This window comes from Parachlamydiales bacterium (genome assembly GCA_041671045.1).
In the GTDB taxonomy this organism is placed as follows: domain Bacteria; phylum Chlamydiota; class Chlamydiia; order Chlamydiales; family JABDDJ01; genus JABDDJ01.
In genome coordinates, this window is record JBAZCF010000009.1 from 48,239 (window position 1) to 62,961 (window position 14,723).

Below are 14,723 nucleotides of genomic sequence, written 5' to 3' on the forward strand. Positions count from 1 at the left end.
ATACCCTCTGGTTGGGTATTAAGACTTTTGCGATTTCAATTGCCATGCATAATTATAATAAATCATCGCTCCATTGATAAGGGCTGCGCCGATGGCCGTATCGATCCATCCACGAATATCCGTCGGAATATCCAACACTTTAATCAGTACGCCTAGCCCGATCATAAATCCGAGCAAAATGTAATATTTATAGCCGTATACATTACTTATGGATGTAGGGTTAGGAAAACTTAATATCCTCGATACGCCTTGTCTTGCCGATTTGCCTAAAACAAACCTTCCTTTCATAAATCCTATGACTAAAGCCAGAACGATAGTCACTATCACCGCAGTTTCATTTCCCCCGATCATTTGCCCAAAAGAAGACATAAATGCTTCCTTATTTGCGAGGTATGGTTCAGCCAATGGGTTGAGAAGGAGTTTCAATCCGATGTTGAGTAGAAAAACACCGACTAGAAACCAAATTGTGCCGGAAAGAATGATCAGTTGTTTATGCGATAATTTCATGGTGTCTCCATTTTTTTCACTTTAGATTAACAAATCCTTTCCCAAAATGAAAGAACTTGGCGTAATAGTAGCCTTGAAAGTGAAAGAATTTCGCAGGAAAACTTGAGTGTTAGGTATTTTAATGAAATATGCTAAGATTTCCCAAGTGCGGAATTTATATTAGTTACTAATAATAGACGGATCTATTGCATAAACTGTGACTATGGAGACCCCTTAAAGGTCTCTATCCTATAAATTTGTAGAAGGAAGGATTTTGATGTGCCTTAAAGTCTTATTGGATTTGTGCGATTCATTTTATAATAATGTGTACGGACCTAACACAAGTGTGTTTGAAGGACCAAAGTCTACTGGATATAGAAAGCTAAAACTCGAAGAAAATGTGCTGCTAATAAATAATATCGGCTTTCGTCTCACAACTCCTATATTAGAGACTGGCTCCACTAAATTGCATTTAGTGAATATTGATAAAAAACCTTTGGTGAGGAACCCATTGACTCCACGAAGCACTACTCTTCGTTTTGATTCTGCGGAAATACTGATCGAATTTGAAGGACCACATATCAAATTCAGCGATGAGAAAGATGTTTTCTATGTGGACCCCAGTAATGTTGTGTATCAAGAGGGAAAAGAGTATTTACCCATACTGCGCCACATACCTCAACCTGTGTATAACCCTGAAGAGAAGTGTATCTATTTTAGAGCCGGAAACCCGCAGCTAGAAATATTATTGGCTGCTTATAACGATCATGGGATTGTGATTGTGGCCAAGAATGCCCACAATACAAATAATGAAAATTTACTCTATTGGTGCCCCCCAGGCCACGATACATTTACATATCATAGACCGGATAAAAATGTAGAAGTGGGCGCAAACAGTTTTCGTTATCAGGATGAAGAAAGCTGCATATTCTTCCATTCAGAGATATTCGACACTGTCATAGGGCTTAGCATTAATGGAAAAGCTGCCTCCACAATTAATACTTCAACCTTACATTCTGAAAAATCAAAGCATGATTTATTAGGGCACTTTCAATCTTCGCATCTTTCATACGCACACCATGGTTATGTTAGAGCTTAATTTTAACCCGTGGCTATTGAATGCCTTGGACATGGTTTAGCATGTTCAAGGGGAAATGAAACGTCCTAGTATAGGAGTGCAGTAACAAGTCACTGCACTCCTGCACTAGAACAGGTTTAGTCTGTCATGGCGCATCTCGTTTAGATTTAAATGATCCATCGGGGTTCAAATAATAAGACTCCAATACTGAGATTTAATGTGTAAGTTGGGTTTTAACTAGACAAAAATAGAGAGTAAAAATATATACTTTATATTCGGAATATAGTTATTTGATATTGAGAGCTACAATGAACATTTCCCTGCCATTTTTAAGAGCATCGCTGGTATTTATATCCATTTTGATCGGATCTTCTGTCAGTGCATCCATTGCTTCATCTAACGAACTTCCAGCGTACATCTTAATAGGGGGGATCAGCGGACTCTTTTTCGCCCTCTTGCTCATAGGGCTTGAAATCCTAGTAAAGAAAACGGCTACCCTAAGAGGATATAATGTCCTTACCATCGGTCTTCTGTTCGGTATCCTTTTGGGTACTACCATTCAAGGCCTTCTAGGTGTAATACTCACATCAACCAACTTCGCTCTATCCCCACAAATTACAGCAGTACTTCACGCCGTCATCTACCTCGCAAGCTGCTATTTTGCGGTGATTTTAACTGCCCAAGCCTCTCAGGAACTTTACATTTCTATCCCCTTTTTAAAGTTCAAGCCCACCACACCGGCAAAAAAAGACCTACTCTTAGATATTTCTGTCTTACATGATCCACGCCTTATCGATTTAGCTGCGTCGGGTTTATTGGACAATCTTGTCTTGTTGCCTAATTTCATCGTAAAAGAACTTCAAGAGCAATGTGAAGATAACGAGGATGACATTGTCCGTACTAGAGCACGCCGTAGTTTAGAAGTTATTGATAAGTTGGAGGCTCTCCCCCATTTAAATCTTCGCTATACCGATGTTGACTTCCATGAAATTAAAGACCCGATCACCCACCTTGCACGTGTGGCGCGCCATTTGGACTGCAATATTCTAACTGCTGATATTAACCGTGTACAGCAGGCAAATATCGAAGGCTTGCGCATTGTAAATATCCATTCCCTCTCCAATGCATTGAAGCCTCTGACGCAAACCGGCGAATACATGGGCATCAAAATCCAACGTTATGGAAAAGAAGCACGCCAAGGGGTTGGCTACTTAGACGATGGAACCATGGTTGTAGTCAATGGCGGCGCAGCATTTATTGGCGACACTATTCGCACCCAAGTTCTTTCTGTCAAACATACCTCATCCGGTAGAATGATTTTCTGTAATGCCTTGGATGTTGATCTAGATGACCTTTCATTGGAAACGGCTTCCATCCCCGCACTAAAAGATGGGGATAATTCCAAACGTTACTATTCATGATCCTTGGAGTCGGAACTGACATCATTGAAATCGCTCGCATAGAAAAAGCTATCGAAAGACAGGGCGATCCTTTTCTAAACCAAGTATTTACTGCCAATGAAAGGGCCTATTGTTCTAGGCATCAGGCCTACCTAAGAAATTACGCGGGTAGATTTGCTGCTAAAGAAGCTATTTTAAAAGCGACTGGAACAGGGTTGCGTGATGGAATTTCCTGGCAAGATATGGATATCTACAATGATGAACTGGGCCGTCCGGCTGTGCGCCTTTCAGGTAAGTTACAAAATATTCTAGGTGATAATATCACTGTTCACCTTAGCATAAGCCACTCTGCAGATTATGCTACAGCTGTTGCTGTCATCGAGAAGTTAGATTAATTCTTCTACTCAAAACTTCACCTCTCTTAGTAAAGAGTGCGTTCAAGAGCAAATGATAGTTGCAAATTATTTTTGGGGCAATTCCGGGCATATACGCGGTAAAGGACACCCACTTTAAATGTGCTCGTAAAGAAGCGTGATTCTGATTTCCATCCCATATCTACAAATTGATATCGCAGTTTGCCATATCCTGAGAAATCCTCCGGACAGAGAAGGCTGTGTCCTAATCCCCACTGTGAATTTATTACAAAGGCATTAGACCAGAAGTCGCAATAATTTGTTTCAAAGGCTGCATCCGCACGTAGCCAGGGTGCGCCTCTATCGCCTACCCCTATTCCACCTAAAGCCCAACCCCGGGCTAGCCAAAATTGGTTCGGCGCAAATTCTTTACCCACAGCTAGATGGGCTTCACCTGCCATAGCTCCATGCGCGAATACACCAACATCTTCTCGTGCCGGTTTGGAAAACTGCATATAGGTTACTCCTGCGGAAAGGCTGACGGGATCTCCGATCACATCATCTAACAGTAGGTAGCGTCCCATCAGCTGAAAATCTTTTGCATAGAATGAACGCTGCTCGGTTGTATCAGCAAGGCTGAATTCAGCCTGTGCATTCCAAGGCATCCAAGGAGAGATGTCGGCCCCAAAGGTAAAGAAGTGAGAGGTTTCTCCATGATTACGGCAATCGGTATCGGCATCTAACCTTTGATAGTGTTGGTGGAGGTATTCAAAGTAAGTATCTAGTTCCAATACAGGACTTTTATACCAAGGAGCATAATCTAATCCTTGCAGGGTTGCGGTCCAGATCAGTAGAAAACTCCACCACCACTTAAACATTATTGAATTCCTTCAGCAGCCAATGCACGTTCAACTTCTATTGCAGCCATACAACCCGTCCCTGCTGCGGTAATAGCTTGACGATACTCAAAGTCTTGAGCGTCGCCGCACGCAAAAACCAGGGGTTTATTCGTTTTGCAAGAACCTGGTTTCACGCGGATATATCCGTTATCGTGCAGATCGATCTGGCCATTTAGAAAAGATGTGTTTGGAGTATGGCCTACAGCAAAAAACACGCCGCCGGCTTCCATTTCTTTTTCCTCTTCTGTAACAAAGTTCCTTATTATTACGCTGCGGACTATACTATCCCCTTCCACACGCATGATCTCGCTATCCCAAAGGATAGTAATTTTGGGATGGTGCAATGCTCTTTCCTGCATGATTTTTGACGCTCTCAACTCGTTGCGGCGATGCACTATATATACATGGCTGCCATATTTTGTTAAGAAAGTAGCTTCTTCCACAGCAGAATCTCCGCCGCCAATGACAAAGAGGGGTCTATTTCTAAAGATGGGTATAGCTCCATCACAAACTGCGCAAGCTGTTACACCCCTCTGCCAGAATTCACCATCCAAAGTTCCGGGGATATCTATTCGGCGGGCTCTCGCACCTGTTGAAATAATGACAGATTCAGCAAACATTTCTGTTTCGCGTCCTATAACTTTGTAGGGCCTTTGCGAGAAATCTACAGCGACGACATCTTCGGTAAGGAATTTGGTGCCGAAACGCTCTGCCTGCATTCTAAAATTATTCATTAATTCTGGCCCCGTAATCCCTTCAGGGAAACCGGGGTAATTTTCTACTTCTGTCGTTGTCATCAACTGGCCGCCTGCAGGACCGTTAAGGAACCCTTCATATAAGATAGGTTCAAGGTTGGCTCTGGCAGCATATATCGCTGCGGTATAACCTGCAGGACCTGAGCCGATGATGACAAGTTTAGCATTTTTCATAAGATCTCTCCGTTTCGCACAAGTTTAAACCGCAAAGGCAATTAAATCAAAGAAGCTTAAGCCTAAGGAATAATGTCTCTAAAACACTCTGAAGAGGCGAAGCTCTCTGAATAGAAACAAGGGCCTCTTTAATTGCGGCCAAAACATGGTCTAAATGCATAGGAAGTTTTTGCTGTGCATTCTTTTCTAGCACTTGTTGGCATTTTGCATGCCAGAGGGCTTCCGGATCCCCGCCGCATTTCAACAGGACAATATCTCGGTACCAGCCGCTTATTGCCTCCAGGAATTTTTGCACTTGGCGTAGATACAGCATGGTTCCTGTCCCTGCCAAAGACTTTTCTAGGCGCGCACGCTGCGCGGCGGAAAGGTCGCTATCAGCGGAAGATTCTTCTGTTTCTGTTTTCAGGGCATCGATCTCCGAAGCGATAGATTGAGCGGTCTTCACTAATTCGCTATATGTTCTAAAGCGTCCTTGGATTAAGACGGGTAGTAAATGCTCTTCAAAAAGGCTCTCTCCATTTTCTGCCAACTGCATTGCATACGCGACAGAGCCTTTAGCTTGGCGTGCGACAGTTAATGCATCTTGCGGCGTCATGGAGTATTTATTTTGGATCCAGTCAGAGAGTTCGGATACGCTTACACCTTTGAAAGGTAGTGTTCTGCAGCGGGAAAGGATGGTAGGAATCAGGCTTTCGGGGGATTCGGTCACCAAAATGATGACTGTGCGCGGGGTAGGTTCTTCAAAGGTTTTGAGTAGTGCGTTAGCGCTGTAAGACTGCATTCTTTCGGCGTGATGAATAATAAATACCTTCCAAGGGGACTTGTATGGGGCAAGGGTGACTTCGTCACAGAAGCTGCGCATCGTTTCCATACTGTGGAGGCCGCTTTTGCCTTCCGGATAGTACTCGTGAATATCGGGATGGACGGAAGCCCCCCCTCCTTGGATTAAAGCCAGGGCGAATTGTTGAGCGAATTGGCTTTTACCAATCCCTGAAGGGCCTGCAAAAAGGAGTGCGTGCGGCACCTCCTGAGTATCCAGCAGACTTATCAGATAATTTTTTATGGGAGCGTTGCCTATAAGGTGGTCAAACATATCTAGAGAGTGATTTGAATATTTTATCTTTAGCTTCCTGCTGTACGTGGTGCAGTGTTTGGCTTGCATCGATCACGAGATAGCGGTCCGGTTCTTTTGCGGCCAAAGCAAGCAAAGCTTGGCGGACTTTTTCGTGGAATTCTTTTTTCTCTGATTCGATACGGTCGACTTCGCCTGCCTTAGCATTTTCTTTTGATGCTGCACGTGTTCTTTGCAGCCCTGCCTCAGTCGGTACATCCAAAAGTAGGGTAATATCAGGCAGCGTATCGTGGCAGGCTAGGCGGCAAAGTTTCTCAACATATTCTACTCCTAACCCCCTAGCAGCACCTTGATAAGCAATAGTAGAGTCGTTGAACCGGTCGCAAAGAACGATATAGCCCCGTTTTAGGGCCGGACGAATAAGTTCGGCCAGGTGCTGGGCACGGGCAGCGAGAAAAAGAAATAACTCTGAGGTATCCCCTATTTGCACGGTTTGCTTGTTGTCAAGCAGCCAATGCCGTATCTGCTCACCTAAGGGAGTGCCGCCCGGCTCGCGAGTGCACAGAACTTCAAAGCCTTCCAGACGTAATGCCGCGGCAATATGGGCGATAACAGAGCTTTTACCGGCTCCTTCGCCCCCCTCGAATGTGATAAATGTACCGTTTTTCATGTTGGAAAGTGTAAGCTTGCCAGTCACTTATGTCAAGCTCGTTGATTTAAAATATTTTTATTACCTAAGATGACTGAACGAACGATTACCGAGGTATTGAAAATGAAATTATTTGCACATCTCTTAGGTTTAATGGTTGTATTAGGTTCACTGACTGCCGAGGAGATTCCGGAACCTTATGCCTCTACTAATGACCTCCCCTTCGATGGTCATGGTTGGTTTATGAATGGCGATTATATTGCAGCAACGATGTCCCTGTACAATCCTGTGATCGCTATTGAAGTGGGGGCTTGGTTAGGCTCTTCTACCCGTTTTATCGCAGAAAGGCTGCCGGCAGGAGGGAAGCTCTATGCTATCGATACCTGGCGCGGATCGCCTAATGAGCCTTTGCATTTGCGTGATCCGAGGATGCCCTACCTCTACCAGCTATTCCTCTCCAATGTAAAACATGCAAACCTGACGAATGTTATCATTCCGGTCCGCATGGAGTCCTTAGAAGCATCAAAAGCCATGAATGTTCAGGCTGATTTTATTTATATCGATGCATCCCATGATGAAACAAACGTCTATAACGATATTTTAGCTTGGTATCCGCACGTTAAAGAAGGTGGTGTCATGTGTGGAGACGACTGGGGATGGGTTAGCGTCCAAAGAGGAGTCATCCGCGCTGCCAATCATTTAGGCAAAACAGTCTGGGGCCACGGCAATTTTTGGCGTTTTCTTTAGCAAAGAATTATTGAGAAGACGAGGCTAGCTTCGTCTTCTATGTTCTCACGGAATTTGTTAAGCCCTTATCTTTTAAGAAGAATATCTTATCGATGCGGCAAAGCTTTTTGAGATAGAGGGTGAAGGCATCCCTAAGAACAGCTTCTGCTGGCACCCAATCAAAGCATTCACATTCATAGTAATCTTTTTCAGCTTGTGTACCGGCATGACCGGGGAAATAGTTTACTTCTTCCTCATTAGAAATATAGTATCCCGGAACACGAATTACATTAAAATTCAAAGCTGTGAGCTCTTTTTCTAGTTCATCTAATTCACTCTCTTCATCCTCTTGGAATTTTTTTGCGTATCCAAGGAAATCACTCATTTGATCTCGTTCGAGAGGATTGAGCGCTATTTCATTAAGGGCAATTTCCAGGACTTGGATTGCCTCTGTATGAGAGTGGAGGATAATTACACCATTAGGAAGGGGGCTTAAATAACCTGTAATATATCTGTCCAGCTGGCTTTGATCTATTCCATACGCACCTCTAAGAAAATGCAGGCTATTTTTGAATTCCGCACGCAGCATATCTTTCACCACCTCGATAAAAGCTATTTCTTTTCTAATGTAATTGTCATCTAGAAAAGCGGGAAAAATGGCTTTTATATAGCTTCGAAGAGGTTTATTTCTAAAAAGACATTCGCAGCTTATAGAGCGATTTTTCTCAAGCAGATCCAATTTATCTTGAATTGCATTTTTATAAGTTTCCCTGAATTCCCCTTGAAGGACAGAGAAGTAGGCTGTTGCGATATTATATCCTCCGCAAAGGAAGATGGATTCTCCGGCCTTGTTGACGGCTTTACAAATATTCCGCCTAAAAAAGGCAAACTGAGAGGAAATAACAGATTCCGTTCCGTCTACCTCAGTTGAATGACTTTCTGAAAAGCATGACGCTAGTTCATCTTTATAATCTGTCTTAAAGAACGAATCTACTTCAGCTATATATGCCAAAGGTGAACGTGCCCTTACAGATACTGCAGAGTCAAGGAAAATGTGGTTCGAAAAATCCCCTTCATCCGATTTTGGAATACAACCTGTTTCTTGGGCCCTGAAACAGACTACAGAAGTATTTTGTTGCCCCCAAGCGATTAGAGTCCTTTTATTCCATTCTGCAAAAGGTCTTTTTTCAACCACAGTCTGTTGTGAAATTAGGGGATGAAAAAGCATTTTAGCACTGATGGAAATACTTTCAGGTTGGAAAAATGGCCTCCTTGCAAAATGGCTTACCGCATAAGAGTTGACCAAGGAGCTGATTTTGCTTGGTCCACTTTCATGTACAATGCGATACCTAAGTATACTTTCAACCGTGACGTCTGTTTGGGAAAATTTCTGCAAAACCCAAAGAGCTCTATTCTGTACTTTAGTGTCCCTTTCCGCTTGTTTCTGTAAAAGAAATGCAAACAATCCTTTCTTAAAGGCTTCACCGGTTTGCAGAGGTTGATGATTAAAGTGTAAAAGCTGCCCCAAAGTTATTTGTTTAAATACGCGGATAAGCTTATCCATCAAGTCAAAGTCTGTTGTTTCAGCTTCCTTTGACTGTTCTTTAATCCATTTTCTAGAAATGTCCTCTGAATTTTCCAGAAAAGTCAGTTTGCAATGGAAAAAATTTGCATCTAAAGCATTTTGGGTAAGTTTACGGTAGAAACGCATTCTAGAGGGATCTTGCACCCAAGTTATGATCTGGTGTTGCAGTGAAATAAGCTTTGTGGAGTTTGGAAAAACCTTGGAAATTTCCTTCCAGGGATTTCCAAACCGTTTATTCCAAACCAAAGAGTTATATTTTTGAGCTAATATTTTAGCTTTATGCTTCCTTGCAATAGAAAGGAGGTAAGCTATTTCATCCGATTTAAAATGGTTTTGATTTTTAAATAAGATGCATGCAAAAGCTTTTTCTAAACTAGGGTTAGCCAACTTAGCCAAATGAATGATGATAATCCTAGCTAGCTCAGAGCCCATTTCGTAGTTATCCCAATTCAATGCTTTCAGAAAATCTATGATTTCTTGCAGATGACTATTATTAAATCGGCTTTGGATAATGGCATCAAAGGCAGTTAAAGAATTTTCATCGAGATGTATGCTATTGAGATTGATTTGATCAGCTGAAAGCCTATACCCCCTTTCCAACAAAAAGAGAAGCAGGTCTAGATAAGCGTTATGTGTGAGCAGCACAGAGGCCACCTCTGAATTCCCTTGAAATCGTGGAGCTCTAATTATTGTCGGATATAGTGCGATGATATGCTTAATGAGGTCCGCTGAAGCATCTACTTGTTCATCATCATGATTTTCAATACAAGTAATGATAAGTTCGAAGAGAATATTTTGACCAAAAGCTGTGGAAGCAATATTTTCAATGTCGGCTTGGCGCTCTTCTTCATTCTTAGATTGCAGTGTAAAAATGAGGGTCTCTACAAATGAGTTATTGTCTTCACAACTGAATGTCATGAGTAGGTCTTCACCGGGTAAAGCACATCCGCCAATTCTTAATTTAAGTGTTTCCAAGCAATTTTGAGAGGCTTCAATGATCCCATGATATCTAGCTTTCCATCTATCTAGCTCATGGTGGATATTAGAAGGGACGTTATGAAGTTGAGCCTCCGTGATGACATGTTCCATCCAGGAATAACGTTGGTTAATACGGGCTATTTCACTGTGCACCATTAAAAGTGTGGAGATATCTGATAGGGTATCTATTTCTCGTTCAAGGGTGAATTTCTGCACCCTTAGTTCATCGTCCTGAAAACTATCCCAGAGTTCCTCGAAGTCAAAGTTGTCAACATTCTCATATTCGATAAGTTTTGAGATAACAGCTAGCAATTTTCGTATGCTGACCCCTTGAAGAGCTGTATCTTCTCTTATTCTCTGACTTATAGCGGATTTATGCTGAACCAATCTTTCAAGGGATTTAGAATCCCGCCTGAATGTATAGTGATATAAATATTCAATATAGTTGTCAGCTTTAATGAATATGTTTAGATCATTACTACCTTGTAGAAGCTTTTTCTCAATCTCTAATTCTTGAGAATATTTAAACTTGTTTAGTTGTTTTAAAATTATACCGTTATCGGCTTGATAGATATATCTGCGCAATAAGTAAGATTGATCACCATAAATTATTTGGAAAAGAGCCTCTTCGCCAATGACATTTATAAGATAGCTGCAGCCGTAATTTAAACCCAAGAATTGAAATGTTGCAACTACGAGGTCTCTCTTAAGTGAATCCTCGAATGATTTTTTGTCCTGAGAACCTATTTCCAAGCGATAAGGTTCTCCGCCAAATAAAAAATACAGCAATACATACAGAGTATTTACCTTATCTTTGTTATTTAAACTCCCCTGCTCGCGCGTAAGTAAGTCCATTAAAGAAAACCTATCTACGGCGCTATCTTCTACATACATGAAATGGGGTTGGATGTACGCTCCCGCCTTGATCAGGATGTTGATTATCTCAAAGTACATCTTGTGGCAAGCAATGCCTAGTAACGTCTCTCCGTGGCTATTCGATAAATTAGGATTGCCGCCCCTTTCCAACCAGAGTAACAAAGTATCGCCTCGCCGTTCCCTAACTAATGAGAATACGGCATGTTCCTCTTCGACAATATTGGGAAAACTATCGAGAAAACCGGCCCGCTCTAATACGTTCCCATTGGAGAATACGACATGTTCTTCTTTGGCAAAGGGGACATTATTGACAATAGCGGGGTAGAGATTGAGAAAACCGGTCAGCTCTAATAAGTTCCCATAAAGTATAACGTGATGCATTTTGGATATGATGAGGGAAGGGGGCGAATATTCGGTACCGCTATCGGCAAAATGAAGTCCCCTATAGATACTCCAAACTTCCTTTTGCTTTTCCTGGGCAGTGTAGAAAGATTGATTGAATGTTGATAACAGCTCAAAAATCCATACTCTTGTCTTACTTGTAGCAGGGAGGACCTGCACTGCCTGGTTAAGCAAAGCATATATATAGGTAACATTCTCATCATAGTATTCCCTTACTAAGAATTTTACTGATTCTAATGTGTCCTTTGTTATGTCGTCTAAGTTAGCGGGGATAGTTTGAATAATCAATTGGTAGAGCTCACCCCATCTCTCGAAGAGAGCGGACATGGAATCTTTATCTAAGGTAGGACGTTTTGAGTTAAGGGGGTAAATTTGAGTCAATACCAAAGGGAAAAGGACTGTGAACTGCTCTTTTGTGAATTCAGCATGCCTCAATGTATTTAGTAATAGGGTAGGATCTTTGAATTCCAAATCATTGAAGCCGACAAGATCCGGTTTATCTTTAAACAGTTCAAAAAGAAATTCGACTAGAGTGTTCACACTTTCTTCAAAGAGGACTTCATCGATAAAGAACTTTTGTAATATTCTATTGTTTGAGTCTAAAGCGTAAGAATAGAATGAAATGCCTTTACCGCAAGGTTTTAAAGGATTGTATCCATGAGCGGTCAACACTCTTAATGTACTTCCGGCCTCTCCTATACTCCCGTTGCAGAGGAGTTCGAAAATTTCTCCCATCTCAATATCTATTGTGTCCCAGTCGAATTGCGGATAAAGCTGAAGCAGGACATCTAAAACTTTATATTTCCCCCAATAAATACATGTAATGACCATTTGAACAAGAAGTTCATCTCCGTCATCTCTTAGTTTAGTTAGAAAGGCTTTGCTGCAGGCTGTGATGATCTGGGCTTGTTTATCTGCATCATCGCATGTTCTATCCAATAAGGCCCTTATGACAAGTGGCTGCATTTGTGCCGCTGCGTGCTTAGCAATTTTGCCGTAATCTAATTCCTCTGCAGCTTTTGATATCTCCTGGACAACTTGTGCCTGGTTCTTTTCAAGAATTAATCTTACCACTTCATAGGTTTTTTTAAGCTGGCTTGCTGTCGGACATTCTTTGACGAAGCTGTCGATTAAAGGAGAACTCACAGTAGTGCAAAAACTAAATAGTCTGAAAAAACTTTTTACCTTTTTGTTAACCTCAATCTCCCCTCCTGCATTTATTAGACGTACCATATTAGAAACAATCTTGGTAATGGAGCAGTTTTTTCTGCGGGGCGAATGGCATTCCAATGTTATTTTTTCGATATAAGGCTCTTCAGATTTTTCTTTAGTAAGGTTAAGTTGGAGTGTGAAGTTTGGCATAAGCTACCCTCAGGAAGTATGAGATATTTACTAAGATGTGAATGGAACTAAGGAAGGTTTTCCTAATCTGGGAGGGCGTTAACAAAGGGATCGATGCGGCATTGTGTCGCCGCCCTGCCGAATTAGGAAAAGATGGCTCTTGCAACTGTCTCATGTTCGTTTACACTCACAATATCTGACATATTGCATACCTTAATATTAATTGCTATGTGAACTGTTGTAGAAAGCGAAGGTCGTTTTCGGTGAATTGACGTATATCTTTTATTCCATACTTAAGCATAACTACACGCTCAATGCCCATTCCCCAAGCAAATCCTGTGTATTCTTCCGGATCAATGCCTCCTGTACGAAGCACATCGGGATGCATCATTCCTGCTCCGGCGATCTCTAGCCAGCCGGTATATTTACAAAGGTTGCAACCACTTCCTTTGCAGGATAGACAACGGATATCTACTTCCATTCCGGGTTCAACGAAAGGGAAGTAACTGGGTCTTACGCGCATTTCGACATCTGCATGAAATAGTTTCTTTAAAAACTCTTCCATTGTTCCCAATAAATCGCCAAAACTTACGTTTTGGTCAATATAAAATGCCTCTAACTGATGGAAAAAAACGTGGGATCGAGCGGAGATGTCCTCATTGCGATAGGCTTTGCCTGGTGCGACAACGCGGATAGGAGGGCGATGATTTTCCATCACGCGTACTTGTGTGTTGGAGGTATGCGTGCGGAGTAGCATTTTGGGTGTGATATAAAATGTATCCTGCATATCTCTAGCAGGATGATCGGGGCCTAGGTTCAAGGCTTCGAAATTATAGAAGTCAGATTCGATTTCGGGTCCGATTTGCACACTGAATCCCATCTTGCCTAGGATGCCCAGCATCTCTTCCATGGTATGGGTTATGATGTGCTTTCGTCCGCTAAATTTCCTTTTACCGGGCAAAGTGATATCGAGGGTTTCTTTCTCTAAACGCTCTTGCTGTTCCTGTGATCCAAAAGTGGCTTGCCTTTCTTCTATTTTAGCTTCGACAATTTCTTTTAAATCATTGATTCCTTTACCCAATAGAGGTCTTTCCTCAGGCGAGGCTTCTTTGAGTCCTTTCATCAGGTCTTGGATAGAACCTTTTTTTCCAAGGTACTTGATTTTAAGATTTTCAATTTCTGTTACGTTACTTGTATGGGAAAGGTCTTCTTGGAATTGGGAATACAGATCTGCTATCAGTGTTTGCACAGTAGAATTGCCTTTTGCTTCGGTCTGGGAAAAAGGCGGAGGCTACTATAGCCTCCGCAGAACGGTTTTAAGAAGCTAGCGCTTCTTTAGCGCGTCCAGCAACGAGAGCGAAACCGTTAGGATCGCGGACAGCCATGTCAGCGAGTACTTTACGGTCTAGTTCGCACTGTGCCAACTTCAATCCATGCATGAATTTGCTATAGGATATGCCGTTAATTTTAGCGGCTGCGTTGATACGCTGAATCCATAAGCTGCGGAAGTTGCGCTTATTTTGTTTTCTATGTTCATAGTTGAAGGCCAACGCACGCAATACAGTTGTTATTGTTAGGCGCAGGTGGTTTTTACGATCTCCGCGAAAACCTTTTGCACGCTTGAACAACCTTTTTTTGCGTCTATGCGTGGCGACAGCATTGGTTACTCTAACCATAGCTTATCTCCAGATGTTGGGGCATCTGTGGATGCCGAATTTCATTATATTTACTATTCAATGCACATCATACGTTTATACGTTTTAGTTTGTGCATCGCTCACTAGTGCCGGACGCGATAGGTGACGTTTGCGTTTTCCGGACTTTTTAGTCAAAATATGCCGTTTGCCAGGGCGCGCGCGCTTGAGCTTGCCGGTTCCGGTGACGCGAAACCTGGATGCTACGGACTTTCTTGTTTTCATTTTAGGCACAACTGCTCTCCTGGTCGTAGCT

The 14,723-nt window shown here is 42.2% G+C and carries 13 protein-coding genes; 4 read left to right on the top strand and 9 right to left on the bottom strand.

Features of this window, described 5'->3' with window-relative positions; genetic code table 11:
- Positions 1-18: 18 nt before the first annotated feature.
- Positions 19-507, bottom strand: a complete 489-nt coding sequence (locus WC222_09650; protein ID MFA6916649.1) for a hypothetical protein — start codon at positions 505-507, stop codon at positions 19-21.
- A gap of 256 nt (positions 508-763) precedes the next feature.
- Between WC222_09650 and WC222_09655 the strand changes: the two genes are divergently transcribed.
- The 3 genes from WC222_09655 to acpS all read left to right on the top strand — a co-directional run bounded on the left by WC222_09655 (position 764) and on the right by acpS (position 3,359).
- Entirely contained in the window at positions 764-1,585 is an 822-nt protein-coding gene (locus tag WC222_09655) for a hypothetical protein (GenBank protein MFA6916650.1), read from the top strand.
- Between the two features lie 287 nt (positions 1,586-1,872).
- Entirely contained in the window at positions 1,873-2,985 is a 1,113-nt protein-coding gene (locus WC222_09660; GenBank protein ID MFA6916651.1) for a hypothetical protein, read from the top strand.
- On the top strand, positions 2,982-3,359 hold the full coding sequence (gene acpS / locus WC222_09665) for a holo-ACP synthase (protein MFA6916652.1): 378 nt from the start codon (positions 2,982-2,984) through the stop codon (positions 3,357-3,359). Before WC222_09660 ends, acpS begins: the two co-directional genes overlap by 4 nt.
- A gap of 26 nt (positions 3,360-3,385) precedes the next feature.
- On the opposite strand, the gene WC222_09670 is transcribed toward acpS, so the two are convergent.
- From WC222_09670 to tmk, 4 genes are read right to left on the bottom strand one after another with little or no spacing between them, the layout of a single operon-like run.
- Complete coding sequence (locus WC222_09670; protein ID MFA6916653.1) at positions 3,386-4,195, bottom strand: hypothetical protein; 810 nt, start codon at positions 4,193-4,195, stop codon at positions 3,386-3,388.
- Positions 4,195-5,145 (bottom strand): thioredoxin-disulfide reductase, encoded by a 951-nt coding sequence (gene trxB, locus WC222_09675; GenBank protein MFA6916654.1) that lies wholly within the window; start codon positions 5,143-5,145, stop codon positions 4,195-4,197. Before trxB ends, WC222_09670 begins: the two co-directional genes overlap by 1 nt.
- 46 nt (positions 5,146-5,191) lie before the next feature.
- Positions 5,192-6,238, bottom strand: a complete 1,047-nt coding sequence (locus WC222_09680) for an AAA family ATPase (protein ID MFA6916655.1) — start codon at positions 6,236-6,238, stop codon at positions 5,192-5,194.
- Positions 6,231-6,914 (bottom strand): dTMP kinase, encoded by a 684-nt coding sequence (gene tmk, locus WC222_09685; protein MFA6916656.1) that lies wholly within the window; start codon positions 6,912-6,914, stop codon positions 6,231-6,233. The genes WC222_09680 and tmk overlap by 8 nt, the downstream gene beginning before the upstream one ends.
- A 75-nt stretch (positions 6,915-6,989) precedes the next feature.
- Here tmk and WC222_09690 point away from each other — a divergent pair, with 75 nt between their 5' ends.
- The gene (locus WC222_09690) at positions 6,990-7,613 is read left to right on the top strand and encodes a class I SAM-dependent methyltransferase (protein ID MFA6916657.1); all 624 of its coding nucleotides are present in this window, start codon (positions 6,990-6,992) and stop codon (positions 7,611-7,613) included.
- Between the two features lie 37 nt (positions 7,614-7,650).
- On the opposite strand, the gene WC222_09695 is transcribed toward WC222_09690, so the two are convergent.
- The 4 genes from WC222_09695 to rpmI all read right to left on the bottom strand — a co-directional run bounded on the left by WC222_09695 (position 7,651) and on the right by rpmI (position 14,692).
- Positions 7,651-12,795: a hypothetical protein gene (locus WC222_09695; GenBank protein ID MFA6916658.1), complete on the bottom strand. Its 5,145-nt coding sequence runs from the start codon at positions 12,793-12,795 to the stop codon at positions 7,651-7,653.
- A 205-nt stretch (positions 12,796-13,000) separates the two neighbouring features.
- The gene (gene pheS, locus WC222_09700; GenBank protein ID MFA6916659.1) at positions 13,001-14,023 is read right to left on the bottom strand and encodes a phenylalanine--tRNA ligase subunit alpha; all 1,023 of its coding nucleotides are present in this window, start codon (positions 14,021-14,023) and stop codon (positions 13,001-13,003) included.
- Between the two features lie 67 nt (positions 14,024-14,090).
- Positions 14,091-14,450, bottom strand: coding sequence for a 50S ribosomal protein L20 (gene rplT, locus WC222_09705; protein MFA6916660.1), 360 nt, complete (start codon positions 14,448-14,450; stop codon positions 14,091-14,093).
- A 53-nt stretch (positions 14,451-14,503) separates the two neighbouring features.
- Positions 14,504-14,692 (bottom strand): 50S ribosomal protein L35, encoded by a 189-nt coding sequence (rpmI, locus tag WC222_09710; GenBank protein MFA6916661.1) that lies wholly within the window; start codon positions 14,690-14,692, stop codon positions 14,504-14,506.
- Positions 14,693-14,723 lie beyond the last annotated feature (31 nt).